This is a genomic window from Streptococcus vicugnae (assembly GCF_016461705.1).
Classification (GTDB): Bacteria; Bacillota; Bacilli; order Lactobacillales; family Streptococcaceae; genus Streptococcus; species Streptococcus vicugnae.
The window spans coordinates 666,945-692,359 of record NZ_JAEMHW010000001.1 but is presented as its reverse complement, the minus strand read 5'-3'; the positions used below and the strand labels follow the sequence as shown (position 1 = coordinate 692,359).

22 protein-coding genes are annotated in these 25,415 nt (G+C 38.1%); 16 read left to right on the top strand and 6 right to left on the bottom strand.

What is annotated here, in order from left to right:
- The first annotated feature begins 58 nt into the window (after positions 1–58).
- On the top strand, positions 59–520 hold the full coding sequence (locus JG537_RS03395) for a CtsR family transcriptional regulator (RefSeq protein ID WP_074482352.1): 462 nt from the start codon (positions 59–61) through the stop codon (positions 518–520).
- Positions 517–2,958, top strand: coding sequence for an ATP-dependent Clp protease ATP-binding subunit (locus tag JG537_RS03390; RefSeq protein WP_132869022.1), 2,442 nt, complete (start codon positions 517–519; stop codon positions 2,956–2,958). Before JG537_RS03395 ends, JG537_RS03390 begins: the two co-directional genes overlap by 4 nt.
- 77 nt (positions 2,959–3,035) lie before the next feature.
- Here the strand turns inward: JG537_RS03390 and dusB are convergent, their stop codons facing one another.
- The 5 genes from dusB to gshAB form a co-directional block, all read right to left on the bottom strand.
- Positions 3,036–4,013: a tRNA dihydrouridine synthase DusB gene (gene dusB / locus JG537_RS03385; RefSeq protein WP_074482354.1), complete on the bottom strand. Its 978-nt coding sequence runs from the start codon at positions 4,011–4,013 to the stop codon at positions 3,036–3,038.
- Positions 4,006–4,872: an Hsp33 family molecular chaperone HslO gene (hslO, locus tag JG537_RS03380; RefSeq protein ID WP_074964930.1), complete on the bottom strand. Its 867-nt coding sequence runs from the start codon at positions 4,870–4,872 to the stop codon at positions 4,006–4,008. Before hslO ends, dusB begins: the two co-directional genes overlap by 8 nt.
- Before the next feature lie 120 nt (positions 4,873–4,992).
- A complete protein-coding gene (locus tag JG537_RS03375; RefSeq protein WP_074869506.1) occupies positions 4,993–6,264 on the bottom strand; it encodes a toxic anion resistance protein in 1,272 nt (423 codons plus the stop codon).
- 26 nt (positions 6,265–6,290) lie between these two features.
- Positions 6,291–7,109, bottom strand: a complete 819-nt coding sequence (locus JG537_RS03370; RefSeq protein WP_199543576.1) for a hypothetical protein — start codon at positions 7,107–7,109, stop codon at positions 6,291–6,293.
- A gap of 103 nt (positions 7,110–7,212) precedes the next feature.
- Positions 7,213–9,462: a bifunctional glutamate--cysteine ligase GshA/glutathione synthetase GshB gene (gshAB, locus tag JG537_RS03365; protein WP_199543575.1), complete on the bottom strand. Its 2,250-nt coding sequence runs from the start codon at positions 9,460–9,462 to the stop codon at positions 7,213–7,215.
- A gap of 411 nt (positions 9,463–9,873) precedes the next feature.
- Between gshAB and JG537_RS03360 the strand changes: the two genes are divergently transcribed.
- From JG537_RS03360 to perR, 9 genes are all read left to right on the top strand, one after another.
- Positions 9,874–11,166 (top strand): adenylosuccinate synthase, encoded by a 1,293-nt coding sequence (locus tag JG537_RS03360; RefSeq protein ID WP_074482359.1) that lies wholly within the window; start codon positions 9,874–9,876, stop codon positions 11,164–11,166.
- A gap of 241 nt (positions 11,167–11,407) precedes the next feature.
- Positions 11,408–12,178: a DUF4931 domain-containing protein gene (locus JG537_RS03355; protein ID WP_132870008.1), complete on the top strand. Its 771-nt coding sequence runs from the start codon at positions 11,408–11,410 to the stop codon at positions 12,176–12,178.
- Entirely contained in the window at positions 12,165–13,091 is a 927-nt protein-coding gene (locus JG537_RS03350) for a DMT family transporter (RefSeq protein WP_199543568.1), read from the top strand. The genes JG537_RS03355 and JG537_RS03350 overlap by 14 nt, the downstream gene beginning before the upstream one ends.
- Before the next feature lie 20 nt (positions 13,092–13,111).
- Positions 13,112–14,134, top strand: a complete 1,023-nt coding sequence (locus JG537_RS03345; protein WP_074564569.1) for an ArsR/SmtB family transcription factor — start codon at positions 13,112–13,114, stop codon at positions 14,132–14,134.
- Positions 14,135–14,344: 210 nt separating this feature from the next.
- On the top strand, positions 14,345–15,598 hold the full coding sequence (locus JG537_RS03340; RefSeq protein ID WP_132869399.1) for a YkvI family membrane protein: 1,254 nt from the start codon (positions 14,345–14,347) through the stop codon (positions 15,596–15,598).
- Positions 15,599–15,711: 113 nt separating this feature from the next.
- Positions 15,712–16,656 carry an AEC family transporter gene (locus JG537_RS03335; protein WP_132869398.1) on the top strand — a complete coding sequence of 315 codons (945 nt, stop codon included), beginning with the start codon at positions 15,712–15,714 and terminating at the stop codon, positions 16,654–16,656.
- Positions 16,657–16,926: 270 nt separating this feature from the next.
- Positions 16,927–19,563, top strand: a complete 2,637-nt coding sequence (gene polA / locus JG537_RS03330) for a DNA polymerase I (RefSeq protein ID WP_199543566.1) — start codon at positions 16,927–16,929, stop codon at positions 19,561–19,563.
- 104 nt (positions 19,564–19,667) lie between these two features.
- A complete protein-coding gene (locus JG537_RS03325; protein WP_132869397.1) occupies positions 19,668–20,090 on the top strand; it encodes a CoA-binding protein in 423 nt (140 codons plus the stop codon).
- 232 nt (positions 20,091–20,322) lie between these two features.
- Positions 20,323–20,829 (top strand): peroxide-responsive transcriptional repressor PerR, encoded by a 507-nt coding sequence (perR, locus tag JG537_RS03320; protein WP_132869396.1) that lies wholly within the window; start codon positions 20,323–20,325, stop codon positions 20,827–20,829.
- 79 nt (positions 20,830–20,908) lie between these two features.
- Here the strand turns inward: perR and JG537_RS03315 are convergent, their stop codons facing one another.
- Positions 20,909–21,664, bottom strand: coding sequence for a DUF975 family protein (locus tag JG537_RS03315; RefSeq protein ID WP_132869395.1), 756 nt, complete (start codon positions 21,662–21,664; stop codon positions 20,909–20,911).
- Between the two features lie 260 nt (positions 21,665–21,924).
- Between JG537_RS03315 and tgt the strand changes: the two genes are divergently transcribed.
- The 5 genes from tgt to tadA all read left to right on the top strand — a co-directional run bounded on the left by tgt (position 21,925) and on the right by tadA (position 25,392).
- Positions 21,925–23,067, top strand: a complete 1,143-nt coding sequence (tgt, locus tag JG537_RS03310; protein WP_199543550.1) for a tRNA guanosine(34) transglycosylase Tgt — start codon at positions 21,925–21,927, stop codon at positions 23,065–23,067.
- A 132-nt stretch (positions 23,068–23,199) separates the two neighbouring features.
- Complete coding sequence (locus JG537_RS03305) at positions 23,200–23,502, top strand: CHY zinc finger protein (protein ID WP_213085472.1); 303 nt, start codon at positions 23,200–23,202, stop codon at positions 23,500–23,502.
- A gap of 3 nt (positions 23,503–23,505) precedes the next feature.
- Entirely contained in the window at positions 23,506–24,036 is a 531-nt protein-coding gene (locus JG537_RS03300; protein ID WP_199543536.1) for a biotin transporter BioY, read from the top strand.
- 73 nt (positions 24,037–24,109) lie between these two features.
- On the top strand, positions 24,110–24,886 hold the full coding sequence (locus tag JG537_RS03295; RefSeq protein WP_199543535.1) for an MBL fold metallo-hydrolase: 777 nt from the start codon (positions 24,110–24,112) through the stop codon (positions 24,884–24,886).
- Positions 24,886–25,392: a tRNA adenosine(34) deaminase TadA gene (gene tadA / locus JG537_RS03290; protein ID WP_199543534.1), complete on the top strand. Its 507-nt coding sequence runs from the start codon at positions 24,886–24,888 to the stop codon at positions 25,390–25,392. Before JG537_RS03295 ends, tadA begins: the two co-directional genes overlap by 1 nt.
- Positions 25,393–25,415: the final 23 nt, after the last annotated feature.

Below are 25,415 nucleotides of genomic sequence, written 5' to 3'. Positions count from 1 at the left end.
TTATAGTCAAAGAGAGTCCATCTTGAAATGGTCTTTAATCTTGAAAAGGAGGAAGCTAATGGCAAAAAATACATCTGATAGTATTGAAGAATACATCAAGCAATTACTTGCCCAATCAGGTATTGCTGAGATTAAGCGCTCAAACTTGGCAGATGCCTTTCAAGTTGTTCCTAGCCAAATTAACTATGTGATAAAAACACGTTTTACAGAAAGTCGTGGCTATACAGTCGAAAGTAAGCGTGGTGGCGGTGGCTATATTCGCATTGCTAGAGTGCGTTTTTCAGATCAACACCAAATGTTTGACAATCTTATGGCAAATATCGGTGAACGAATTAGTGAGCAAGTCTTTACGGATTTGATTCAATTACTTTTTGACGAAAAAATTATTAGTGAACGTGAAGGAAATCTGATTTTAGCAACAGCTACTGATGATGTTTTAGGCAAAGATGCTCCAGCCATTCGAGCACGTATGTTGCGAAAAATCTTACAAAGATTAGATAGAAAAGGATTCCATTTATGAGTGAATATTCAATGAAAATGCAGGAGGTTTTCAGTATCGCCCAGTACCAGGCGGCACGATTTGAAAGCCCATATCTAGAAAGTTGGCATGTACTTTTAGCCATGGTAGCTGTTCATGATTCAGTGGCAGGATTAACATTTGCTGAATACCAAAATAAGATTGCTTACGAAGAGTATGAAGCAGCAGCGGTATTGGCACTTGGAAAATCACCTTTGAGTGATGTAAAAAATGTTCAATTTTTGGAGCAATCAAAGGCTCTTAAAGATGTGTTAGCTTTTGCAGAATCTATTTGCAAAGTGACTGGTGGCACAGAAGTTGGGACAGAACATGTTCTTTATGCGATGTTGCTTAATTTAGATCTATTTGCCACTCGTTTATTAGAAGTTGCAGGGTTTAAAAATAAAGAAGACGGTGATTCAGCACGTTTACTTGACTTACGTAAGAGCTTAGGACGTAATGCAGGATTTACTAAAGAAAAAATCAAAGCTATCCATGACCTTCGCAAACCGAAAAAGGCATCAATGGGCGGAGCTTTTTCTGAAATGATGAAACCTCAGTCAACAGCGGGAGAATTATCTGATTTCACACGTGACCTGACTGAAATGGCTCGTCAAGGGAAATTAGAACCAGTTATTGGTCGTGATAAAGAAATTTCACGTATGGTTCAAGTCCTTAGCCGTAAAACTAAAAACAACCCTGTCTTGGTCGGTGAAGCTGGTGTGGGTAAAACAGCTCTTGCTTATGGTTTGGCACAACGAATTATTGATGGTGAGATTCCATACGAACTTCAAGACATGCGTGTTCTAGAACTTGATATGATGAGTGTTGTGGCTGGTACGCGTTTCCGCGGTGACTTCGAAGAACGCATGAATCAAATCATCTCTGATATTGAAGAAGATGGTCACATCATTTTATTCATCGACGAAGTGCACACTATTATGGGATCTGGTTCTGGAATTGATAGTACTTTAGATGCTGCTAATATTTTAAAACCAGCTCTTGCACGTGGGACACTTCACATGGTTGGTGCGACAACTCAAGAAGAATATCAAAAGCATATTGAAAAAGATGCTGCGCTTTCTCGTCGTTTTGCTAAAATCACCATCGAAGAACCAAGTGTTGAAGATGCTTATCAAATTTTACTTGGGCTTAAGAAATCTTACGAAACTTTCCATAATGTGACGATTTCTGATCAAGCTGTGTTGACGGCTGTTAAAGCTGCACACCGTTATTTGACAAGTAAAAATCTACCAGATTCAGCTATTGATTTGCTTGATGAAGCTAGTGCAACTGTTCAAGGTTTGGTTAAAAAAGAAGCCCCAGAAGCTCTTACAGCTGCAGATAAAGCTATTTTAGAAGGTGATTTCAAATTAGCTACAAAATTGCTTAAAGAGTCACGTAAGAAAGTGACACGTAAACCAACAGCTGTGACTGAAGATGATATCATGGCAACACTTAGTCGTTTGTCAGGTATTCCTGTTGAGAAAATGACACAGGCTGACAGCAAGAAATATTTGACGCTTGAAAAAGAGCTTCACAAGCGTGTGATTGGTCAAGATGCTGCTATTTCAGCGATTAGCCGAGCAATCCGTCGTAATCAAGCAGGTATCCGCACAGGAAAACGTCCAATTGGGTCATTCATGTTCTTGGGACCTACTGGTGTTGGTAAGACTGAATTAGCTAAAGCTTTGGCTGAACTTCTCTTTGATGATGAATCAGCACTTATTCGTTTTGATATGTCTGAGTACATGGAAAAATTTGCGGCTAGTCGTCTTAACGGAGCTCCTCCAGGATACGTTGGTTATGAAGAAGGTGGCGAATTGACTGAAAAAGTTCGTAACAAACCTTATTCAGTCCTTCTTTTCGATGAAGTTGAAAAAGCTCATCCAGATATTTTCAACGTCCTTCTTCAAGTTTTGGATGATGGTGTGTTGACAGATAGTCGTGGTCGTAAAGTTGATTTCTCAAATACGATTATTATCATGACGTCAAACCTTGGTGCGACAGCTCTTCGTGATGATAAAACTGTTGGATTTGGTGCGCGTGATATGGCTCATGATTATGATGCTATGCAAAAACGTATCATGGAAGAACTTAAGAAAGCTTATCGTCCAGAATTTATCAACCGTATTGATGAAAAGGTTGTTTTCCACCACTTGACACAAGAAAATATGCGTGACGTGGTTAAAATCATGGTTAAACCATTGGTTGCAACCTTAGCTGAAAAAGATATTACGCTTAAATTCCAACCCTCAGCACTTAAATATCTTGCTGAGGCTGGATATGACCCAGAAATGGGAGCTCGTCCACTTCGTCGTACTCTCCAAGATAAAGTTGAAGATAAATTATCAGAGCTTATCCTAGCAGGCGACCTAGCAAGTGGAAATACCCTTAAAATTGGTGTTTCTAAAGGACAACTCAAATTTGATATTGCTTAATAAAATAACCCCTGCTGGTAAACCAGTAGGGGTTTTGTTTTTAGATAATCCCTGAGAAAGTTTCTGGGATTTTTTTCTCATCGCAAACTGTTAAAGATTTCTTTGACTTCGTCGATAGTTTCTGCGCGTGAAACAGCTCCGCGGATTTTAGCTGCGCCAGCAGTACCACGTAGGTAATGTGGAGCTAGACCACGGAATTCACGGACAGCGATTTTTTCACCTTTGAGGTCAATGAGACGTTTGAGGTGATCTTCTGCGATGTCCAATTTTTTGGCAAATGGAAGATCTGGTAACTCTTCACCAGTTTCAAAATAATGATTGATTTGAGTGAAGATGTATGGGTTGTTCATGGCTGCGCGTCCAACCATAACAGCATCAACACCGATTTCTTCAATCATGTACTTAGCATCGTGAACGCTGCGCACGTCACCATTTCCGATAAATGGAATTTTAGTGATGGCTTTTGAGACGCGAGCAAGTGTTTCATGGTCACATTTACCAGTATACATTTGTTCACGAGTACGTCCGTGCATAGCAAGGGCAGACACACCAGCTGATTCAGCAGCCAATGCGTTTTCAACAGCAAGTTCGCTGTCTGACCAGCCTGTACGCATCTTAACAGTTAGTGGAATATCAAGAACAGAAGTGACTTCATCGATGATATGATAAATCTTATCAGGGTCTTTAAGCCATTTTGCTCCTGCTTCATTTTTGACAACTTTATTGACAGGACAGCCCATATTGATGTCAACGATGTCAGCTTTTGTATTTTCTTGAATATACTCAGCTGCACGTTTCAAACCATCCGCGTCTCCACCAAATAATTGGATAGACATTGGATGTTCAGTTTCATCAATGTGAAGCATGTGAAGGGTTTTTTCGTTATTGTAAAGGAGACCTTTTTCGGAAATCATCTCCATTACGACTAAGCCAGCTCCGAATTCTTTGGCAATAGTACGAAAAGCAGAGTTTGTCACCCCTGCCATGGGTGCTAGAACCGTACGGTGAGGAATTTCAACATCACCAATCATAAATGATGAGCTGAGTTTAGTCATTGATTAATTCCTCCAAGTCATCTTCAGTGAAGTTGTAAGTTTTACCACAGAATTGGCAAGTGATTTCAGCACCGTGGTCTTCGTCTTTCATAGCTTTAAGCTCGTCTTTGCCAAGAGTGACAAGAGCAGCTTCAAAACGTTCACGTGAGCAGTCACAGTTAAAGCCAATTTCATCTTCAGCAAGAACTTTATATTCGTCTTCGCCGTAGATAGCTTTTAGAAGAGCTTCAATGTGGTCGTCAGATTCCAAGAGTTTTGAAATGGCAGGCATTTCTTGGATACGTTTTTCGTAGCGGTTGATTTCTTCTTCAGATGCACCTGGAAGAACTTGCAACATAAAGCCACCAGCAACTTCGACTTTATCTTCGTCGTCAAGAAGGACATTAAGTCCAACGGCAGAAGGTGTTTGTTCAGATTCAGTCAAATAAAAAGCCAAATCTTCACCGATTTCACCTGAGACAAGTGGTGTTGAAGATGTGTAAGGATTACCTGTACCATAGTCAGTAATGACAACGAATTGACCATGTCCCATGAATGGACCAACCATGACTTCGCCAGTAGCAGTTTTTTTAACATCGATACCAGTATTTTGAATATAGCCCTTAACATGTCCTTTAGTATCAGCCACAGAGATAATGTGGCCAAATGAGCTATCACCAATGACTTTGACGGTTACTTTGCTGTCTCCTTTCTGATTGGCAGCTAGGATTTGATTGGCAATAAGCGTTCTACCTAGAGCAACTGTAGAGCTAGAAAGTGTTTGATGTTTTTCTTGAGCAGTTCTGACAGTCTCAGTGCTATCAAGCACATAAGCACGGAAAGAACCAGATTTTGAAATTGATTTTATAAGTTTATCCATAAGAATATTATAACACAAAGCAAATTTGATGGGCTAGTATTGTGGCTGTTAAAGCGTAATCATCTAGTGAAAAGTAAGAAGATAAAAAAGGCGAGGATTCTCGCCTTTTTACTACTATTATTATTCTTCTGTAATGTCTGTTCTTTCGACTTCTTCTTGGCTTTCTTTGCCTTCGTTAAGAAGGGCTTCGACGATTTTTTGGTCACGGATTTTGACAGAGTCGTTAATGGTTTCTGCGGATTTGACGACAGCTGCTTCGAGTTGGGCACGTTGTTTACGACCGTTGTCAATAGCGGCGATAATGCCGTTATTTTGTTCAACGAGGCTTTCAGCAAGAGCTGTGACAGACTGGATAGAAACCGTTGGGCTTTGAGCAGTGCGTTCCAGCATAGGGATAGCTTCCTTGCTAGTCTCAGCAAGCATTTGAAGAGCAGCGTTATTAGCATTGACAATGGCATCAGCAGTCACACCAGATTTAACTGATTGTTGCAAAATGCCGAGCTGGGCAATTGACAATTTCATTGTCGGAATGGTGTTGCGACGAAGCATACCAAGTTTTTGGCGCATGTCTGATGACACTTTGACCATGTTACGCATTTGAGGCGTTGTTGTCCAAGCCACGTAAAGGCGACTGAGGTATTCAGTGTGCTGTTGTTCCAGTGTGTTGATAACTTCAGTCATGCGAGCTAGTTCGTCAGATTTTGTTTGATATTCTGGTGTTGCACTATCTAGTGTTGCCAGTTCATTTTGAAGGGCTTGTGCGCGGTTAGCACTTTCTGTTTGAGAAGCTTCGATAAAAGCAATCACACCGACAAGGTTTTCAATCGATTTGTTATTATCTTCAATCAGCATCTCAGCAGAGACGATGTTGCGTGCTAAGGTTTCTTCTTGTTTAACAACAGCGGCAGCCATGCCATCCATTTTTTGTTCAATATTTTGTGAATCAAAGTAGAATTCTTGCAAGCTATTTTTACTTTGTTTGAAAAGTTTTTGGAAGAAATTCGGTTTCTTTTCAAGCTCAGCAGGTGTAGCATCTTTATATTTAGCAATGAAGCCATTCAATTCACGGTTAGCATTTTTGAGCAGGTCATCAACTTGCGGAATTTCCAGTTTCTTTTGTTCTGCCAAAATGCGATTGACAGTCGTGTTAACTTCTTCAACAGCAGATGTTCCAAAATCAAGCAGTGCATTCTGGTCAGCAACAAAATTATCAACCAAAGCTGGCGCTTTAGCGGTAATAGCAGTTTGTTGTTCAGGAGTCAACTTATCGTAAAAAGAGACTTGTCCAGTTGAGGCGGTGTCAGTTGCTACGATAATTTCTGTTGTTTTATCAGTTTTTGTAATAGCATTATCAGCGATTTTATCAATGTCAAAATTAAATGTATCAGCCATAAATAATCTCCTTTGTCAGAGCTAAATTACAAATTAGTATCGTCATCAGCCATCATGCGTAGGCTAATGTCAAAGTCTTTCAAGTCGCTTTCGTTAAGTTTTCTAAGGGTCTCATCAAGTGCCAAATCAAATTTTTCCATAGCAGCTTTTGCTTTTGCTAGGCGCTCCTCAGCATTGTAGTAATTCTTAGGAGCTCTTTTGATTTTGAGGTAGCCATCTAAAATATCATGGAATCGTTCCATATCAGCTTCATGCAGAGCAGCAAGCTCTTCACGGTTATCAGCTTTTTCAATTTTTTTCAAAATGGTAAGGTGATCTTGCTGAATGTTGTTATAAAGATGAGCCAACTCTGGAGCAAGTTTTAGCAAATCTGTTTCTTCCTTAGAAGCACTTGCTGTCGTTGGAGAGATATCCAATTTATCCAGTTGCAAGAGAATATCATTTTCGACTGATTCGGCTTTTTTAAGGACACGTTTATAGATTTTGAGGTCCATTTTAGCCTTAAGGTCAGTAACTTCACTTTTAATATGACGAATTTGTGGCAATAGCTGGCGCGCCACAACGACATATTGTGTGTAGTTTTTTTCATCGAGGTAATTGTCTAGAAGTTTTGACTGACGATCAGCGACGCGAATATTATCTTTTAAGTCTTGAAGACGTTGTTTGGTATTTACTTTTTCTAAGCGTGATTGCTTGGTCGCCAAATAATAAACGCCAAATCCAATACCACCGATAAGGGCAATTGGGATAATAACTTCAAGTAAGCTTTCGAGTAAAGCGATAAGCAGGATAACGCCAATAATAATAGTGATTAATCCTCCGGCGCTATTTCTAGGTCTTGACATAAACTCATTCAATCCATTTCTATCTAAGATTGTATTTATTTTATCGCAAAAAGGGGAATAATGACAAGCAATGACTGTACTTTGACGAAGATTATTTTTGAGCTTAAAGTTCTGGGAAAAGTTTAGCTAGAATTTTAGGTGTGAGGGCTTGTCCAGGTCCTTCATGACAGTAAGTGTGAAGGTAAATGGCAGGGTTAAAGTTCAATTCGATACAAGCACAATTTGGTGTTTCTTTGCTAGCTGGTAAGGTTTTATCTGGGATAATCAAATCAACTCCGCAGACCCAAGCTCCAACAGCGCTAGCCATTTGGGCGGCTAATTCTTTATAATCTGATGGCATGATATCAGTAACATCAATTGAATCGCCACCAGTTGAAATGTTAGAGTTACGGCGTAAATCAACTTTGACACCATTTGCTGGGATATCATCAGGAGTGTAACCTTGTTGTTCTAACATGAGACGCTCGACAGCTCCTAAGTCAATGATTTCAAGTGGTGAGCGGTGACCGCGGCCCCGAAGAGGACTCTGGTTTTTGAGTTCTACCAATTGGGCAATGGTGTGTTTGCCATCGCCAACGACATTTGCTGCCACGCGCAAGACAATAGCTTCGCATTTGCCATCAAGAACGAAGAAACGGTATTCGGTACCTGCGATAAAGTTTTCAACTAAGACGGTATCATCTTCAGAAAATGCAATATCTAAGGCTTTTTGATACGCTGTCAGTTCAGCTGGTTCTTTAAAAATAGAAATTCCCAGACCGAAGTTAGTTGATTTAGGTTTAACGACGATAGCTTTATTTTTGATTTGTGAGAAATAGCGGAGCGCACTGTCTTTATCGCTGAATTCTTGGCCAGCTGGAACAGGAAAACCTGCTTGAGCGAGGAGTTTTTTAGTAACCACTTTATTTTCCATAATAAGTGGTGTAATGTAGCTGTCCTTAGCAGTCATATTGGCATTTTTAACGTATTCAATATGATCGCCATGCCATAATTTAATAAATTGATCATTCTCATCAAGGATTTCCAGGTGAAGGCCTTTTTGGATAGCGTCAAACATTAACATTTGAGTAGAGAGTTCCATTGATTCATACCCTTTAAGAGCATAGGGAGCTTTAAGGGCATACTCGTGGAAAGCTTGTCCTTGTTTTTGACCAAATGTTTCTAATGAAAGATTATCAATTTTTTCTAGTAAACGTCCTCCAATAGTTAATTCAGGATTCTTGATTTGTTCTTTGACATGATTTAACAATTCTTGGTAATAAGATGGCAAGTCAAAATGTTCAATCACGCCTTGCATAGCTGATAAGATTTCTGAAATAGGTGCTTCTTGTGGTAATTTTTCAAGCGGGTGGCTAAGAGCAATGACATTATTAAGCTCAGTAGCTTTAGCGATATCTTGGTCAATAGCAGAGCTACTATCAAGCCAGAGAAGAGCAAGAACGAAAAGATGAACAGTATCAAGTGTTTCTTGGGTGATTCCGTGATGATCAAAAGGATTAAGGTCAAAGCAGCGTAGTTCAAGGTAAGTAACGCCTTGTGCGATATAATCATGGATGTGCTTGCTACCACGTAGGCGAATAGCAGAATAAAATTCCTTTTCAGCAATAAGCTGACCAGAAGTTACGTAATGCTCGATATCAGTAATATATTTTTCAAGACTTTGATAAGAAACTTGAATATTTTTGTGGTTCACATAACCAAACTGACTATTTCGAATAGACCGAACAGGTTGAGCTAATTTGTGACTTAAAAATCTTTGTTCAGCGATTGGCGAAGCTCCGTAAAGATAGGTTAGAAGCCAACGATAACGCAAGAAATTTTGAGCTAATTTTAGATAAAGGTCGTTTTTAAAGGTGATGAGCGAATCATAGCCGCTTTGTTGGAAAAGCGCAGCGACCAAATCTTTTCCCAGCTCCATATTGTAATGAATGCCAGACATAGATTGTAATTTTTTGCCATAAACCTTAGCTAGATGTTTACGATAATGACGCTCCCAATCATCTTCTAATTGAGCAATGTGAATCTCATCTTCACTGACTTGAGGTGGCATTGATAAAGGCCAGAGGTATTCATCCTTATCAATCGAGCGCCCTGCAACGTCTGTAATGGCTCCTAAAAAACGTAGGGCATCTTTGGTTGACTGCCCGATAGGAGTAATGAGTTCCAGCTGAGCTTCACTATAATCTGTCTGAATATAAGGGTGAAAAGAACGACTTCCAAGACAGGTTGGGTGGCTTGTTTGAGCAATTTTGCCTTGCTGATTAATCCGCAAGCTTTCTCTTTCTAAACCAAAAGTTGCTTGCAAGATTGGTAAATGTTTAGACGAATCTTGTAATAAACTATTGATGTTCATATCTATGTATCTCCGTTGATTTTCAATTATTATTATGGCAAATTCTACCATTGTATGTAATGTATACCTATTCTATGGAAAAGTTTATGAAAATGCAAAGAATTTCTATACTTTTGTACAAAAAGTTTAAGAATTTTTAGAAAATTGAGACTATGTTAGGAAAACTGTCATATTTAGCCCCTTTTTCAAAAAAAGTTCGGAAAAAATAATATTTTACCGTGAAATATTGAAAAAAAAGCAGAAAAGTCATATAATAAATTGTAAGACAAACTCGCAGGTGAGATTCCTGCCAAGTTGTAGAGAAAGGACGAAGATACGAATTTTAGCTTGGAGATGGAGACGACAGGCTGGATAAGTTAGTATCGTTTTTATTTGCTCGCTAGGTGATTTCGTATCAATATCGAACAGAATATGACATCAGTAGTAGTTGTTGGTACCCAATGGGGTGATGAAGGTAAAGGTAAAATCACTGACTTCTTGTCACAAGATGCAGAAGTGATTGCACGTTATCAAGGTGGAGATAATGCAGGACACACTATCGTTATCGACGGTAAAAAATTCAAATTGCATTTGATTCCATCAGGTATTTTCTTCCCAGAGAAAATCTCAGTTATCGGAAATGGTGTAGTTGTTAATCCAAAATCATTGGTAACTGAATTGAAATACTTGCACGATGAAGGTATTAAGACAGACAGTCTTCGTATTTCAGACCGTGCACACGTTATTTTGCCATATCACATCAAACTTGACCGTTTGCAAGAATCTTCTAAAGGTGATAACAAAATTGGGACAACAAACAAAGGTATCGGCCCTGCTTACATGGATAAAGCAGCGCGTGTTGGTATCCGAATTGCTGACCTTTTGGACAAAGACATCTTTGCAGAACGTTTGCGCGTGAACTTGGAAGAAAAGAATCGTCTTTTCGAAAAAATGTACGAATGCGAACCAATCAAATTTGAAGATATCTTTGAAGAATACTATGAATATGGTCAACAAATTAAAGACTATGTAACAGACACATCTGTTATCTTAAATGACGCTCTTGACGCTGGTAAACGTGTCCTCTTTGAAGGTGCACAAGGTGTTATGCTTGATATCGACCAAGGTACATATCCATTTGTTACATCTTCAAACCCAGTTGCTGGTGGCGTAACTATTGGTTCTGGTGTTGGTCCAAGTAAAATCAACAAAGTTGTTGGTGTATGTAAAGCTTACACAAGTCGTGTTGGTGATGGACCATTCCCAACTGAACTTCTAGATGAAGTTGGAGATCGTATCCGTGAAGTTGGTCACGAATATGGTACAACAACTGGACGTCCACGTCGTGTTGGTTGGTTTGACTCAGTTGTTATGCGTCACAGCCGTCGTGTATCTGGTATCACAAACTTGTCACTTAACTCAATCGACGTCCTTTCTGGCCTTGATACTGTTAAAATCTGTGTGGCATACGACCTTGATGGTCAACGTATCGACCACTACCCAGCAAGTCTTGAACAATTGAAACGTTGTAAACCAATCTATGAAGAATTACCAGGTTGGTCAGAAGACATCACAGGTTGCCGTAGCCTAGATGAACTTCCAGAAAATGCTCGCAACTACGTTCGCCGTGTTGGTGAGCTTGTTGGCGTACGCATTTCAACATTCTCAGTTGGACCAGACCGTGACCAAACTAACATTCTCGAATCAGTTTGGGCAAATATCTAAGAAGAATTTTTAGGTTATAAATATAGAAAACCGCTGAATCTTTGTATTCAGTGGTTTTTTTAGTGATTTTCTAAATTAACGATTTGATAAATCTGAAATGGATTTGCTGACTTTACTTAGTAAAATTGGTCTTTTGTATAATTGGTTCTATATGTTCAGTGATTAACGATTTCAAAAAATCACAATAGATTGGAATGGGAGGAGTGATTCAGTATAATTTACAGTTAAAAGGAGGGAGATTATGAAACCATTGATTTTTAATCCTAAAATTGCAAAAGAAAAGCCTGATGATAGTAGTGATTGTCCATTTTGTCAGGTTCATCAGTTGACAAATATTCTTGATCAAAATGGAGCAATGATTTGGTTGGAAAATAAATATCGAACGTTAGAGGAAACTTATCAAACGATTATTATCGAGTCTGATGATCATTGGGGAGATATTTCAAATTATACTTATGACTATAATCGGCAGTTGATTCGATATGCAATGGATAAATTTTCTAGCATGCAATCGCAGAAAACATTTCAAAGCGTGGCAATGTTTAAAAATTATGGGCCTTTATCAGGCGGTAGTTTGCGTCATCCTCACCTGCAAATAGTAGGATTTGAATCCCAAAACGTCTATGAAGCTTTAAAAACTGAAAATTTTGAAGGGCTTACTGTATGTGAAGAGGATAGTTATCATGCTGAAATCAATTTATCAACTGAGCCAATAATGGGTTTCTGCGAATTTAATATCATCACAAGTCAGAATAAATTGGATTATTTTGCGGATGCTATTAAAAATGTTGTCATGTATTTGCTTAAAGACTACTTTTTAGGAAATTGTCGCTCTTATAATCTTTTCTTTTTCAGAAGTAAAGCTAAAGTCATGTGTAAAGTTGTTCCTCGCTTTGTAGTGTCACCTTATTATGTAGGGTATAAGGTATCGCAAATGAATGATATGACTAGATTGGTAGAGATTAAGCAGGAGTTTTTGAAGAAGTTTAGGAGTTATTATGTCAAAAAATAAATTTTTAACAGGTTTTTGTAGTTGTTTGATTGCAGGGGTAATGTTTGGTGCTCAATGGCCAATTGCGGGAAGTGCCTTACATGTAATAGACCCATATTGGTTTACTTTAATAAGGTATTTGATTGTAGCAATTGTTTTGTCAGTGATTCTTTTTTTGAGAGAGGGAAAAGGTGGCTTTACGGTTAACAAAAGTCAATTGATTGGCATTTATTTTTTAGGAACAATGGCTTTTTGTGCTTACAATTTTCTAGTTTTTGCTGGTCAAAAGATGGCAGGAACTCAAGGAATAATATTAGCCTCTTTGTTAATGGCTTTAATTCCAATGGTTTCTATTTTGGTTTTATGGGTTTATAAAAGAGAATTTCCAGGTTGGTTAACTTTGAGTTTGATTTTGGTTTCGGTTTCTCTTTTAGGAGTATTTTTAGTTGTTACAAAAGGAAATATTTTTATTTTTCAGCAAGAAAAGAATCTTTTGAAACCAATTATCTTAATTTTTTTAAGCGTATTTGCTTGGGTATTTTATACAATCGGTGTTAGTCATTATCCAAGTTGGTCACCATTAAAATATACGACTTTAAGCTGTTTATTTGGGAATATCAGTTCGATTTTTGTTATAATTATTCTAACAAAAATGAATATTTCTAATGCTCCATCTTTATCTGATTTACAATCTGTTCAAGGACAATTATTATACATGAGTATTTTTTCAGGTGTTATTGGTGTCTTGATGTGGAATGTTGGGAATAAGTTTTTAGGACCTCAGAATGGTTCGTTATTCATGAATTTGGTGCCAATTGTGACTTTTTTGGTAGAAGTCTTTTTAGGTTACCGGATTTCAGCCATTGAAATTTTTGGAGCTTGTTTAACAATTGGGGCAATTGTTGTCAATAATTTAGCTAGGAGAAAAATTTAGGATTTCATAGGGGGCAGTTAATGACGATTACAATCAATTTTTCAGAACAATTAGTGGAAAATATTCGTTCGATGGATAATAATTGTCGTAGCATTTTTTCACCTCTTAGTGAGCTTTTTTGTAGTTTACATGTTTTGCTAAATCCTGAGGGGCATGGTCTAATGACCGCATGGGCTATTGAAACTCGAAAACAGATGGATTGTAAAACATTAGCTGAGTTAAAGTATTTTTCGCCACTTTATAGGAAGGCTGTTCCTAGCTTTTTTATGGAAGAGATGATTCTTGAAGATAAGTGCCTAGAACTGCAGCTATCTCATTTAGGAACTAGTTTTTTTAACAAAAATGTTGATGATTTGATTCAGGAACTCAAGGAATTCGATAACACAGAGTTAGTACATGATTTGAAGTGCAATCAGAATTTGGTTTTTTTGAAGCTTTTTTCTTTTTTGAGGGAATATCATGATACCTATTTTAAAGAATTGGTTTCGAATTCAAATTTGATTAATATTTTGAACCATAATGTCAAAAAACAAAGGGATTATATTGCAGAAAAAGGATTTATAAATTTCATTAGCACCATTGATTCCAATCAAATTTATTGGAATAATGATTCGATTAAGATTCAAACTAAGGAAGATGACGTTTATAAGCTAGATAATGGAGAAAAGTTATATTTCATTCCAAGTTCTGTGACTTGGCCCCATGTTAGAGTAAATCGGCTTAAAAATGGTATTACCATCATTTATGATATAAATTCGCAACATATAGGAAATTTTTCGCGACAAGTCATGGCCAACACTTTTAAAATTTTATCGGATCCGGTGAGAATTGATATACTAGTTAACTTAAATAAAGGAAAAAAGACAACCAAAAATTTATCGCAAATTTTAAGTGTCAGTGAGCCAACAATCTCTCATCATTTGACTTTGTTAAAAGAGGCTGGTTTGGTAAATAAAATCCGAGATGGTAAGCGTGTTTTTTATTATAATACCAACAAAGTTCTTAGTTTGATTCCTAATTTTTATAATAATGCTAGTCGCTAATTTTATGGTGGACCCCCTGCTAGAATCACAGTTCTAGTAGGGTTTGGTGTTAAAATAAGGGTGAAAGAATCTGCTTGCTTTTCTTGTGTTAGAAAAGTTAAAAAAGAAAGAAAAAATTAACAACTGTCAATTTAGCGTTACGAAAGTTATTTAGTGTTAATCTGTTTTTGTTAACCTAGTTAGAGTGATTTGTTAACTAAAGGAGGAAAAATGGTTAAACGAATTATTTCAATTGCGCTTGCTTACGTTGGTGTTATCGTAGGTGCGGGGCTTTCTTCAGGTCAAGATTTGATGCAATACTTTGTTAGTTTTGGTATCTGGGGAATGGTCGGAGTTGTTGTTTTAGGGTTATTAAACGCCATTTTTGGATGTATTATCGTGACTTTTGGTAGTTATTATCGTTCAAATGATCACTCGGAGGTTCTATCAAAAATAGCACACCCGATAACGAACTGGATTTTAGATATTGCCTTGATTGTATCTTGTTATGTCATTGGTTTTGTCATGATAGCAGGTGCGGGGTCTAACCTTAATCAACAATTTGGATTACCGACTTGGTTAGGAGCTTTAATCTGTGCCCTCCTTGTGATTTTTGTTAGTTTCCTTGATTTCGAGAAGATTACTCAGATTATTGGTATATTTACCCCAATCGTCATTGTCATGGTATTAATTATTGCGGGACATACCTTTATTGGACACTCATTTGATTTTGCACAACTCAATACGCTAGCCAAATCCTTACCGACAAATATGCCAAATGTTTGGTTGTCAGTTCTTAATTACTTTGCCCTTTGTGTCATGACTGGAGTGTCAATGGCTTTTGTACTTGGTGGTTCTATTATCCGCATTGGTGTGGCTGAAAAAGGTGGAACTCTTGGTGGAGCTATTGTTGGTGTCATTATTGCCGTAACATCGCTTGTTTTATTTGTAAGTGTTGGGAAAATTGCTTCTGCAGATATTCCAATGTTAGTACTTGCCAATGAAATCCACCCTTGGTTTGCTTTTGCTTATTCCCTTGTCGTATTTGGACTTATTTTCAACACAGCCTTTAGTCTTTATTACGCTCTAGCTAAACGCTTTTCTGAAAATAAAGGTGAGGGTCAATTTAAACGTTACATGGTTATCTTTGTCGTGACTGGGTATGTCTTGTCCTTCCTTGGCTTTAAACAATTGGTTTCTGTCATGTATCCTGTGCTTGGTTACATTGGTTTGGTTATGTTGGTTGTTTTGCTTCAAGCTTGGATTCGTGAAAAAAGTAATGTGCAGGACGAAAAACATTTGCGTCGCCGCATGATTTCTTTGATTTCTAAAAAATATGACGATAATAAGCAATTTACTAAGAAAGACAAGGTAGAATACCAACAGTTGGGTGAAGAATCTGTGGTTGAAACAGATGAGATTAAAGAAGATATTCATGAACATGTCGAACAAGTTTTTGATTCAGAAAACGAGGATAATCATTAAAACTATTGCTGGGAAGAAGTTTTTCCCAGCTTTTTTTGAATATTTGTTCTAGAGGTTAAGAAAGCGGTAAAAATATGCTATACTGAAACTAAAAGATGAAAAGGAAGTAAGCAATGACAAGGTTTGTGACTAGTTTTTCAGGTGTTCTGATTATTCTCATCATGGTCATGGTTGGCTATGTCTTGGCTAAAAAAGGTTGGTTTGATGATAAATCATCAAATTTGATTGCTAAGTTAGTGACTCAGGTGGCTCTGCCATGTTATATGATTTCAACCATTGTCGGTCGTTTTACGGCAAAGGAACTGTTAGAGATGCTGCCGCAACTGCGTTTTCCAGCATTGTCTATGGTGATTTTATTAGCAATTGCTGTGGCAGTGGCACACTTATTCTTGATTGATAAAAAACATCAAGGTTTGTTTGTTTCCATGTTCTTTAATTCGAATACGATTTTTGTTGGTCTTCCAATCAATCAAGCGCTTTTTGGTGATAAAAGTATTCCCTATGTTTTGGTTTATTATATGTGTAATACGACTTTCTTTTGGACTATCGGAACTTATTTGATTCAAAAAGATGGTCGTAAAGAGGTGACTCTTGATTTCCGTGGTACCTTGAAGAAAATTTTCTCGCCACCATTGTTAGGCTTTATTGTTGGGGTGATTTTAGTTCTTTTGAACATTCACTTGCCAGCCTTTTTACTCAGCGATTTTCAATATTTGGGGAACTTGACTATCCCCTTATCAATGATTTTTATTGGGATTTCAGTGGCAAATGCAGGGCTGTCACGCTTGCGTTTTACAAAAGACAATGTCTTGGTTTTAGTTGGTCGTTTTGTGATTGCTCCGCTTTTGATGATGCTTATCGTGAAGCAGACCCAAATGCCACAGCTGATGAAAGAAGTCTTTATCATTCAATCAGCCATGCCTGTTATGACCAATGCACCTGTTGTGGCTAAGCTTTATGGGGCAGATAGTGATTATGCAGCCATTATGGTGACTGAATCAACTATTTTGACCATCATTGTGGTTCCACTTTTAATGCTGTTATTAAATGGTTTATAAATTTTGAGCACTTCCAAGTACGGAAGTGTTTTTTAATACAAAAAGCCTAGCAGAGCTAGACTTTAAGGAGATTATGAAAAAGATACATTCATCCAGTCTCTGGGAGAAGTGGATGGATACGAGCTAGCAAAGCTAGCTGTGAAAGTTTTAGGAATGATTACAGTATAAGAGCACTGGCTTAAATAAATCTTAATAGAAAGGATTATTTTTATCGTTTTTTGAGCACCTTTTAAGTTAAAATGCATGCTCAAGATGTGTTATAATAAAGCCATGGAAAACAAGAAAAAATTATTATTGATTGACGGTTCATCCGTTGCTTATCGTGCCTTTTTTGCACTCTACAATCAGATTGATCGCTTTAAGAACCGAGCAGGTCTTCATACCAATGCTATCTACGGTTTTCACCTTATGCTCAATCATTTATTAGAAAGAGTTCAGCCAACGCATGTATTGGTGGCTTTTGATGCTGGAAAGACAACTTTCCGTACGGAAATGTACAAAGATTACAAAGCTGGTCGTGCTAAAACACCAGATGAATTCCGTGAGCAGTTGCCATACATCCGTGAAATGTTAACAGCATTGGGTATCAACTGGTATGAGTTGGAAAACTATGAAGCTGATGACATCATCGGAACGCTTGATAAATTAGCTGAAAACGAAGATGAGTATGATGTTACAATCGTCAGTGGAGATAAAGACCTTATCCAATTGGCGGATAACAACACAACTGTTGAAATTTCTAAAAAAGGTGTGGCTGAGTTTGAAGAATTCACCCCAGCTTACCTCATGGAAAAAATGGGAATCACACCAAAACAATTCATTGACCTCAAAGCTCTTATGGGAGATAAATCAGATAATATACCTGGTGTTACAAAAGTTGGTGAAAAAACAGGTCTAAAACTTCTCTTAGAGTACGGAAGCCTTGAAGGTGTTTACGAAAACATCGACGGCATGAAGAAATCTAAAATGAAAGAAAACTTGATTAATGATAAAGAGCAAGCTTTCTTATCTAAGACCTTGGCGACAATTAACATCACAGCGCCGATTGCGATTGGCTTAGATGATATTAATTACAGCGGACCAGACTTAGAAAAACTTGTGCCATTTTATGATGAAATGGGCTTCAAACAGTTTAAAGACAATCTTGGTGCTACTAAGAAACAAGAAAAATTTGACGTTGCCTACACTGAAGTGGACAGCTTAAGCGCTGATATGTTTACCGATGACCAATTTTTCTATTTTGAAATTTTAGGTGATAATTATCATATTGAAAACATCATTGGTTTTGCTTGGGGAAATGACAAGGCAATCTATGCCTCAACAAACCTTGAGTTGCTTAAGGACGATTTGTTCAAAGCAGCGCTAGCTAAACCAATCAAGACTTATGATTTCAAACGCAGCAAAGTGCTTCTCAGTCATTTAGGAATTGATTTGCCTGCGCCAGCTTTTGACAGCCGCTTAGCGAAATACCTCTTGTCAACCGTGGATGACAATGAATTATCAACGATTGCTCGTCTTTATACAGAGTATGTTCTTGATAGCGATGAAGCGGTTTATGGTAAAGGGGCTAAACGCGCCGTGCCAGACAAAGCAGTGCTTCTTAGCCACTTGGCTCGTAAGATTGTCGTTTTGAACCACTCTGAAAAAGCCATGCTAGACAAGTTGACAGAGCATCAACAAGCAAGCCTTCTTTTTGACATGGAACAACCTATTGCAAACGTTCTTGCTAAGATGGAAATCGCTGGTATTTCGGTTAAGAAAGAAACGCTGCAAGACATGGAAAAAGCCAACCAAGCTGTTATTGATGAATTGACACAAGAAATCTATGACCTTGCTGGCATGGAATTTAACATTAATTCACCAAAACAATTGGGAGAATTGCTTTTTGACAAGATGCAATTGCCAACAAGCTACACTAAGAAAACTAAGACAGGCTATTCAACAGCAGTAGATGTCTTGGAACGCTTGGCCCCAATCTCACCAATCGTGTCTAAGATTTTGGAATACCGTCAAATCGCTAAACTTCAATCAACTTACATCGTTGGTTTGCAAGATTTTATCTTGAAAGATGGCAAAATTCATACGCGTTATTTGCAAGATTTGACGCAAACAGGGCGCTTGTCTAGTGTTGATCCTAACTTGCAAAACATTCCAGTTCGTTTGGAACAAGGTCGCTTAATTCGTAAGGCATTTGTCCCAGAAACAGAAGACGAATTGCTTTTGAGCTCTGACTACTCACAAATTGAGTTACGCGTGCTAGCTCATATTTCAAATGATGAACACTTGATTGCGGCTTTCCGTGAAGGAGCAGATATTCATACCTCAACAGCTATGCGTGTCTTTGGTATCGAAAAAGCTGAAGACGTCACACCAAATGACCGTCGTAACGCCAAAGCTGTTAACTTCGGTATTGTTTACGGAATTTCTGATTACGGTCTTGCTAACAATCTGGGTATTCCACGTAAAGTGGCAAAACAATACATTGAGACTTACTTCGAACGCTACCCAGGTATTAAAGACTACATGGAGCGCGTGGTGCGTGATGCCAAAGATAAAGGCTATGTTGAAACGCTCTTCCACCGTCGTCGCGAATTGCCAGATATCAATGCTCGCAATTTCAACGTACGTCAATTTGCAGAGCGTACAGCCATCAACTCACCAATTCAAGGTAGCGCAGCTGATATTCTCAAAATCGCTATGATTAACCTTGATAAAGCTCTTGTTGATGGTGGGTTCAAGACCAAAATGCTTCTACAAGTGCACGATGAAATTATCCTTGAAGTACCAAAAGACGAGCTAGAAGCTATTGAAAAATTAGTCAAAGAAACCATGGAATCAGCCATTGAACTTTCAGTCCCACTTGTGGCAGACGAAAGTGCAGGCCAAACATGGTACGAAGCAAAATAGAAAAAATGAAAAGGAAGTGGCTGATACAGTCATTTCCTTTTTGCTAGGCAGAAAATCAATGATTTGCTATACTTAAGAAAAACGCAATAAAAGGAGGCAGCTAAATGACATCATTTCAAAATCCTAGCCAAGATGTGATTGCATCTTATCTTAAAAATGCTAAAACCATTGCAGTTGTCGGCTTGTCTTACCGTGAAAATAGCCCAGCATATGGCGTTTCAAAGATTATGCAAGAAGCAGGATACACCATTATTCCGGTCAATCCTCGCCTTGCGGGTCAAAAGGTTCTTGGTGAAACTGTCTATGCTTCGCTTCAAGATGTTCCTGTCCATATTGATATTGTGGATGTTTTCAGACGAAGTGATTTCCTACCAGAAGTTGCCAAAGACTTTATCAAAACGGATGCTGATGTTTTCTGGGCGCAATTGGGCTTAGAAAGTCAAGAAGCTGCAGATATATTGGAGGCTGCTGGACGTGATAAAATCGTCATGAACAAGTGTATTAAGATTGAGTACCAAGGGTTATAAAATAATTCTTTGAAAATACTAGTGAAAATGAGATGACTTTTCAAGAAAGAGTTTTCTCATTTTTTCATGCTCTAAAAACCAGTTTTTAAGCGTTTTTTAGAAAAAATAAGAGACTTTTACTTTGAAAACTTGAAATCGTCAGATTTTTATAATAAAATGAATGAGCATGTCGATACGAGTAACAGTTAAACTATGTTATAATGACTTTAATCTATAGAATAGGAGAGCCATAATGGACATTCATACCCATCACCGTCCTTTGGATGCCTATGAAAATGTTATCGAGCATCTCAAAAGGAAGCACATTCGCATTACGGAGACTCGTAAGGCCATTATCGCTTATATCATAAATAGTCATGAGCACCCAAGTGCTGAAAAGATTTATAAGGACTTGTTGCCTGAACATCCTAATATGAGTTTGGCAACAGTTTACAATAACATGAAAATCTTGGTTAAAGAAGGGTTTGTTGCTGAGTTAAAAGTGACTAACGACCCAACAACTTACTATGATTTCATGGGACACCAGCATATCAACATTGTTTGTAAATATTGTGGTGATATTGCAGACTTTATGGATGTCGATGCTATTGATATTGGAAAAGAAGCTTATGAACAAACAGGCTACATGATTACCAAGGTTCAGCTGACTGCTTACGGGATTTGTCCAAAATGCCAAGAAAAGCTTAAAGCAGCAGGAGAACCTTTCATGGCTTATCGAGAAGAACATAAAGAAGATTAAAAAAGAAGATGTGAGAAACATCTTCTTTTTGGTTGAATATCAGGGTACAAAAAAGCTCCAGTAAAACTGTAGCTTTTTATTATTCAGCTTTTTCTCGTAAATCTTCGTAGAAGAAGAGGTTAGCGGTTGTTATATATGGCAAAGTATAGAAGTGAAGTAGACCACATGTTAGAGCAGTCAAAATAATCCAACCAATGAAGCTGAATTGTAGACAGAAGTAGCGCCATTTATTTCCATCCATTAATTTAGTACTTTTAGCGATAACGCTACGAGGACCTTCATAAGTACCATTTGTGACATCGTCATAAAGAACGTAAGTTGTCATGCTGTATGCATATTCTTTCATAATTGCAAGGACAAAACCTGCAATCATCACGATAAAGCCGATAAGGACAATAACCCAGCCTGCAGCAGAATCATCTGTAGCAGCAAACATAACCCCAGCAGAAAGAATGATAATACCAGCGATAGCGATTAATGACCACAAGAAGAGGAATACCCATTTAACAATTGCGGTTACGACGTATTTACCGAACAATTCGTTTGAGAAGACGCGCATGTTATCGCCAACTTCAACGTGATCAGCTTTGTGACGCATTACATCAAGAACTGCAAAGCTTGCTGAAGCAAGGAAAAGCGCTGATAGGATTCCGATGATACTTGGAACAGATTGCGTGACGCTAATTTCAGTGCCATTGTAAGAATAAATTGATTCACGATAAGTCACTGAAATAGTTAAAATCGCCAAGATGATAGAAACAATAAACAATTGATACTTGCCAGAGAGAGTTTTTAGAAATTCTCTAGCTTTTTGTCGAGTTTCTGAAGCTTTCATAATATAGACCTCCTTTAAAAATTCCTTAAAATGTAAATACTTCCACGTCTCCATTATAACATATTGTATTAGATAAGTCACACGAAAACATATAAACATGACAAATAATGTGATTTCTGGTAAAATCGTAAAGGTTGCGCTTTTTAAAAGCAATACATAGTAGAGTCTGGATATTAGATTCGTTCTCTGTCTGATTACTTCTAATCATGACAATATCAAAAATGCCCACAACTGTTTTTTGTGGTAGCTAGGAGAAAAAAATGACAGATTATCCGATTAAATATCGTTTAATTAAAAAAGAAAAACACACTGGAGCTCGTCTGGGTGAAATCATCACGCCACACGGGACTTTCCCGACACCAATGTTCATGCCAGTTGGGACACAAGCAACAGTTAAAACACAATCACCAGAAGAACTTAAAGAAATGGGTTCAGGAATTATCCTATCAAATACTTATCACCTTTGGTTACGTCCAGGAGATGAGCTCATTGCTCGTGCTGGTGGTCTTCACAAATTCATGAACTGGGATCAAGCCATCTTAACAGATAGTGGTGGTTTCCAAGTTTATTCATTGGCTGAAACACGTAACATTACCGAAGAAGGGGTTACTTTTAAAAACCACCTTAATGGTCAAAAAATGTTCTTGTCACCAGAAAAAGCTATCTCGATCCAAAATAACCTTGGTTCAGATATTATGATGAGCTTTGATGAATGCCCTCAATTCTACCAACCGTATGATTACGTTAAAAAATCAATCGAACGTACAAGTCGTTGGGCTGAACGTGGCTTGAAAGCACATCGTCGTCCACATGACCAAGGGCTTTTTGGTATCGTGCAAGGTGCTGGTTTCAAAGACCTTCGTCGCCAATCAGCTAGTGACTTGGTCAGCATGGATTTCCCGGGATATTCAATCGGTGGATTAGCTGTTGGTGAATCACACAAAGAAATGAATGCGGTGCTTGATTTCACAGTGCCAATGTTGCCAGAAAATAAACCACGTTACCTTATGGGGGTTGGTGCACCAGATAGCTTGATTGATGGTGTTATCCGTGGTGTCGACATGTTTGACTGCGTGCTTCCAACACGTATCGCTCGTAACGGAACATGTATGACAAGTGAAGGACGTTTAGTGGTTAAAAATGCAGCTTATGCCGAAGATTTCACACCGCTTGATCATGATTGTGATTGCTACACATGTCGTAATTACACACGTGCTTATATTCGTCATCTTCTCAAAGCTGATGAAACCTTTGGTCTTCGTTTGACAAGTTACCATAACCTTTACTTCCTTGTAAACTTGATGAAAAAAGTTCGTCAAGCAATCATGGATGATAATCTTTTGGAATTCCGTGAAGATTTCTTTGAACGTTATGGCTACAATAAGAGTGACCGTAATTTCTAATATATTATGAAGCTTGAAACGATTGTTTCAGGCTTTTTTTCTTGAATCTCAAAAAGTGTTAACCTATATATAAAAAATAGTTGACTAAAATAAAATGAAGTAGTAAACTTTGTTAAAAGGTTGGTGATTATAATGATTTATGGAATTGATCTTGATAGTGAGGGAAGATGCCAACATTATCACACAGAACGTGACGTTGTTGCTTTGAAGTGTGGCAAGTGTCAGGAATATTTTGCTTGTTATCAGTGTCATGACCAGTTGCGAGATCACCCTTTTGAGCCTGTTTCGGTAGACGATGATGCACCTGTGCTTTGTGGCAGTTGTCGTCATACGTTAACTTTTACGGAGTATAAAAAAGGGTTTTGCCCTTATTGTCACCATGCCTTTAATCCAAAGTGTCAGTTACATGAGACTATTTATTTTTCAAAGGAGTAGGTTATGAAAAACGTCAGGGATTTACTTTACATTGCCATGATGGCAACTATTTTGGTTATTTTGGGCTTCATTCCAGCCATTCCACTGGGATTTATTCCTGTTCCAATTGTTTTGCAGAATTTGGGAGTCATGTTAGCAGGAGTTTTGTTAGGTTGGAAGAAGGGGAGTTTATCAATTCTTTTATTTTTCCTTTTAGGAATGCTTTTACCAGCTTTCTCAGGAGGAACTCTATTTGCCGTTTTGGCTGGACCAACAGCTGGTTATGTCATTGCTTGGTTTTTCGTGCCAATTTTAGTTAATTTGGTTTTGAAGGGCTTTAAAAATACATCATTTATCAGTTATTTAGTTGCGATTTTACTTGGTGGAGTTTTGTTTGTTGATGTGGCAGGAGCTGTTTATCTTTCTGTCTACATGCACATGCCTTTAGTGACATCGCTTTTATCAAATCTTGCTTTTATTCCTGGGGATACAATTAAAGCTGTGGTTGCTAGTACTATTGCTTATAAATTTAAAGATAAATTAGGCTTGGCATAAGAGAACAGTCTTTTTAAAAAAGCGTCTATTTCTGTTATAATGTGAGTAAGTATAACTAGAGAAGGAGTCGCTTATGAAACTCACAACACTTGGTTGCTGGGGTGCATACCCTTATAAAGATGGCGGAACAACCTCTTATCTCGTTACGAGTGAAGATGGTTTTCAATTGCTTATGGATTGCGGAAGTCGTGCCGTTACGGAGCTAGAAAAAGAAATCAGTCCACTTGATTTGGATGCGGTGATTATTTCACATTATCACCCTGATCACATTGCTGATTTGGGTGTCTTGCGTCATTATTTCCAACTTTATCCAAAATACCTTTGGACACCAAAAGTGTTGCCGATTTATGGACACACTGAGGATGAGGGGGAATTTGCTAAATTGACTTTGCCTGGTGTCTCTGAAGGGAAAGCCTATAATGTCTCTGGTGTTGAGCATATTGGTCCATTTGATATTACCTTTATTAAGACTGTTCATCCCGTTCCTTGTTACGCTTTTCGAATTGTAGAACGTGCTATAGGTCAGACACTTGTCTTTACTGGTGACACTGGTTACTTTGCTGATTTGGAACAATTCGCCGCAGGCGCAGATCTCTTTTTAGCAGATGTTTATCTTTATGCTGGTAATGAAAATCACCCAGCACATTTGACAACAAAAGAAGCTGGACAAATTGCTAAAGCTGCAGGTGTTAAATCACTCGTTTTGACACATACACCACCAGTACCTCCACAAGGTATTGATGCTAAAAATCATCTTCAAGTTCTTAAAGAAGAAGCACAAATTTATGCTGAAGGTGTTCCTGTTGATTTGGCTGAACCACACAAATCATGGCAACTTGGAGAGCTCTAATGGCTGAATTTACACAGGAAGAAAAAGAATATTTCATGGGTGAAGCGCTCAAGGAAGCTAGGAAGTCATTGGAAAAGGATGAGATTCCTATTGGCTGTGTTATCGTCAAAGATGGTGAGATTATTGGACGCGGGCACAACGCGCGCGAAGAACAGCAAAAAGCAATCTTACATGCTGAAATTATGGCTATCAACGAAGCCAATGAGAATGAAGGAAACTGGCGTTTGCTGGAGAGTACTTTATTTGTCACCATTGAACCTTGTGTCATGTGTAGCGGAGCTATTGGGCTTGCCCGTATTCCGCAAGTGATTTACGGGGCGGCTAATCAAAAATTTGGCGGTGCAGGTAGTTTGTATGACATCTTGACTGATACTCGCCTCAATCATCGTGTTGAGGTGGAGACTGGCATTCTTGAAGCAGAGTGCGCTGGAATCATGCAAGATTTTTTCCGTCAAAATCGTGAGAAAAAGAAGGCTGCCAAGCGTGCTGCTAAGGAACAGTGCTAATTTGCATAATCAAAAATTTATGA

Excerpts from the sequence above, each read along its gene's own strand:
- JG537_RS03350 (WP_199543568.1), top strand. The coding sequence starts at position 12,165 with ATGTCAAAAAATAAATTTTTAACAGGTTTTTGTAGTTGTTTGATTGCA.
- JG537_RS03325 (WP_132869397.1), top strand. The coding sequence starts at position 19,668 with ATGACATCATTTCAAAATCCTAGCCAAGATGTGATTGCATCTTATCTT.
- JG537_RS03355 (WP_132870008.1), top strand. The coding sequence starts at position 11,408 with ATGAAACCATTGATTTTTAATCCTAAAATTGCAAAAGAAAAGCCTGAT.
- JG537_RS03345 (WP_074564569.1), top strand. The coding sequence starts at position 13,112 with ATGACGATTACAATCAATTTTTCAGAACAATTAGTGGAAAATATTCGT.
- JG537_RS03370 (WP_199543576.1), bottom strand. The coding sequence starts at position 7,109 with ATGTCAAGACCTAGAAATAGCGCCGGAGGATTAATCACTATTATTATT.
- tadA (WP_199543534.1), top strand. The coding sequence starts at position 24,886 with ATGGCTGAATTTACACAGGAAGAAAAAGAATATTTCATGGGTGAAGCG.
- perR (WP_132869396.1), top strand. The coding sequence starts at position 20,323 with ATGGACATTCATACCCATCACCGTCCTTTGGATGCCTATGAAAATGTT.
- dusB (WP_074482354.1), bottom strand. The coding sequence starts at position 4,013 with ATGACTAAACTCAGCTCATCATTTATGATTGGTGATGTTGAAATTCCT.
- JG537_RS03340 (WP_132869399.1), top strand. The coding sequence starts at position 14,345 with ATGGTTAAACGAATTATTTCAATTGCGCTTGCTTACGTTGGTGTTATC.
- JG537_RS03295 (WP_199543535.1), top strand. The coding sequence starts at position 24,110 with ATGAAACTCACAACACTTGGTTGCTGGGGTGCATACCCTTATAAAGAT.
- JG537_RS03315 (WP_132869395.1), bottom strand. The coding sequence starts at position 21,664 with ATGAAAGCTTCAGAAACTCGACAAAAAGCTAGAGAATTTCTAAAAACT.
- JG537_RS03360 (WP_074482359.1), top strand. The coding sequence starts at position 9,874 with ATGACATCAGTAGTAGTTGTTGGTACCCAATGGGGTGATGAAGGTAAA.
- JG537_RS03305 (WP_213085472.1), top strand. The coding sequence starts at position 23,200 with ATGATTTATGGAATTGATCTTGATAGTGAGGGAAGATGCCAACATTAT.
- JG537_RS03375 (WP_074869506.1), bottom strand. The coding sequence starts at position 6,264 with ATGGCTGATACATTTAATTTTGACATTGATAAAATCGCTGATAATGCT.
- hslO (WP_074964930.1), bottom strand. The coding sequence starts at position 4,872 with ATGGATAAACTTATAAAATCAATTTCAAAATCTGGTTCTTTCCGTGCT.
- JG537_RS03335 (WP_132869398.1), top strand. The coding sequence starts at position 15,712 with ATGACAAGGTTTGTGACTAGTTTTTCAGGTGTTCTGATTATTCTCATC.
- gshAB (WP_199543575.1), bottom strand. The coding sequence starts at position 9,462 with ATGAACATCAATAGTTTATTACAAGATTCGTCTAAACATTTACCAATC.
- JG537_RS03395 (WP_074482352.1), top strand. The coding sequence starts at position 59 with ATGGCAAAAAATACATCTGATAGTATTGAAGAATACATCAAGCAATTA.
- JG537_RS03390 (WP_132869022.1), top strand. The coding sequence starts at position 517 with ATGAGTGAATATTCAATGAAAATGCAGGAGGTTTTCAGTATCGCCCAG.
- polA (WP_199543566.1), top strand. The coding sequence starts at position 16,927 with ATGGAAAACAAGAAAAAATTATTATTGATTGACGGTTCATCCGTTGCT.
- JG537_RS03300 (WP_199543536.1), top strand. The coding sequence starts at position 23,506 with ATGAAAAACGTCAGGGATTTACTTTACATTGCCATGATGGCAACTATT.
- tgt (WP_199543550.1), top strand. The coding sequence starts at position 21,925 with ATGACAGATTATCCGATTAAATATCGTTTAATTAAAAAAGAAAAACAC.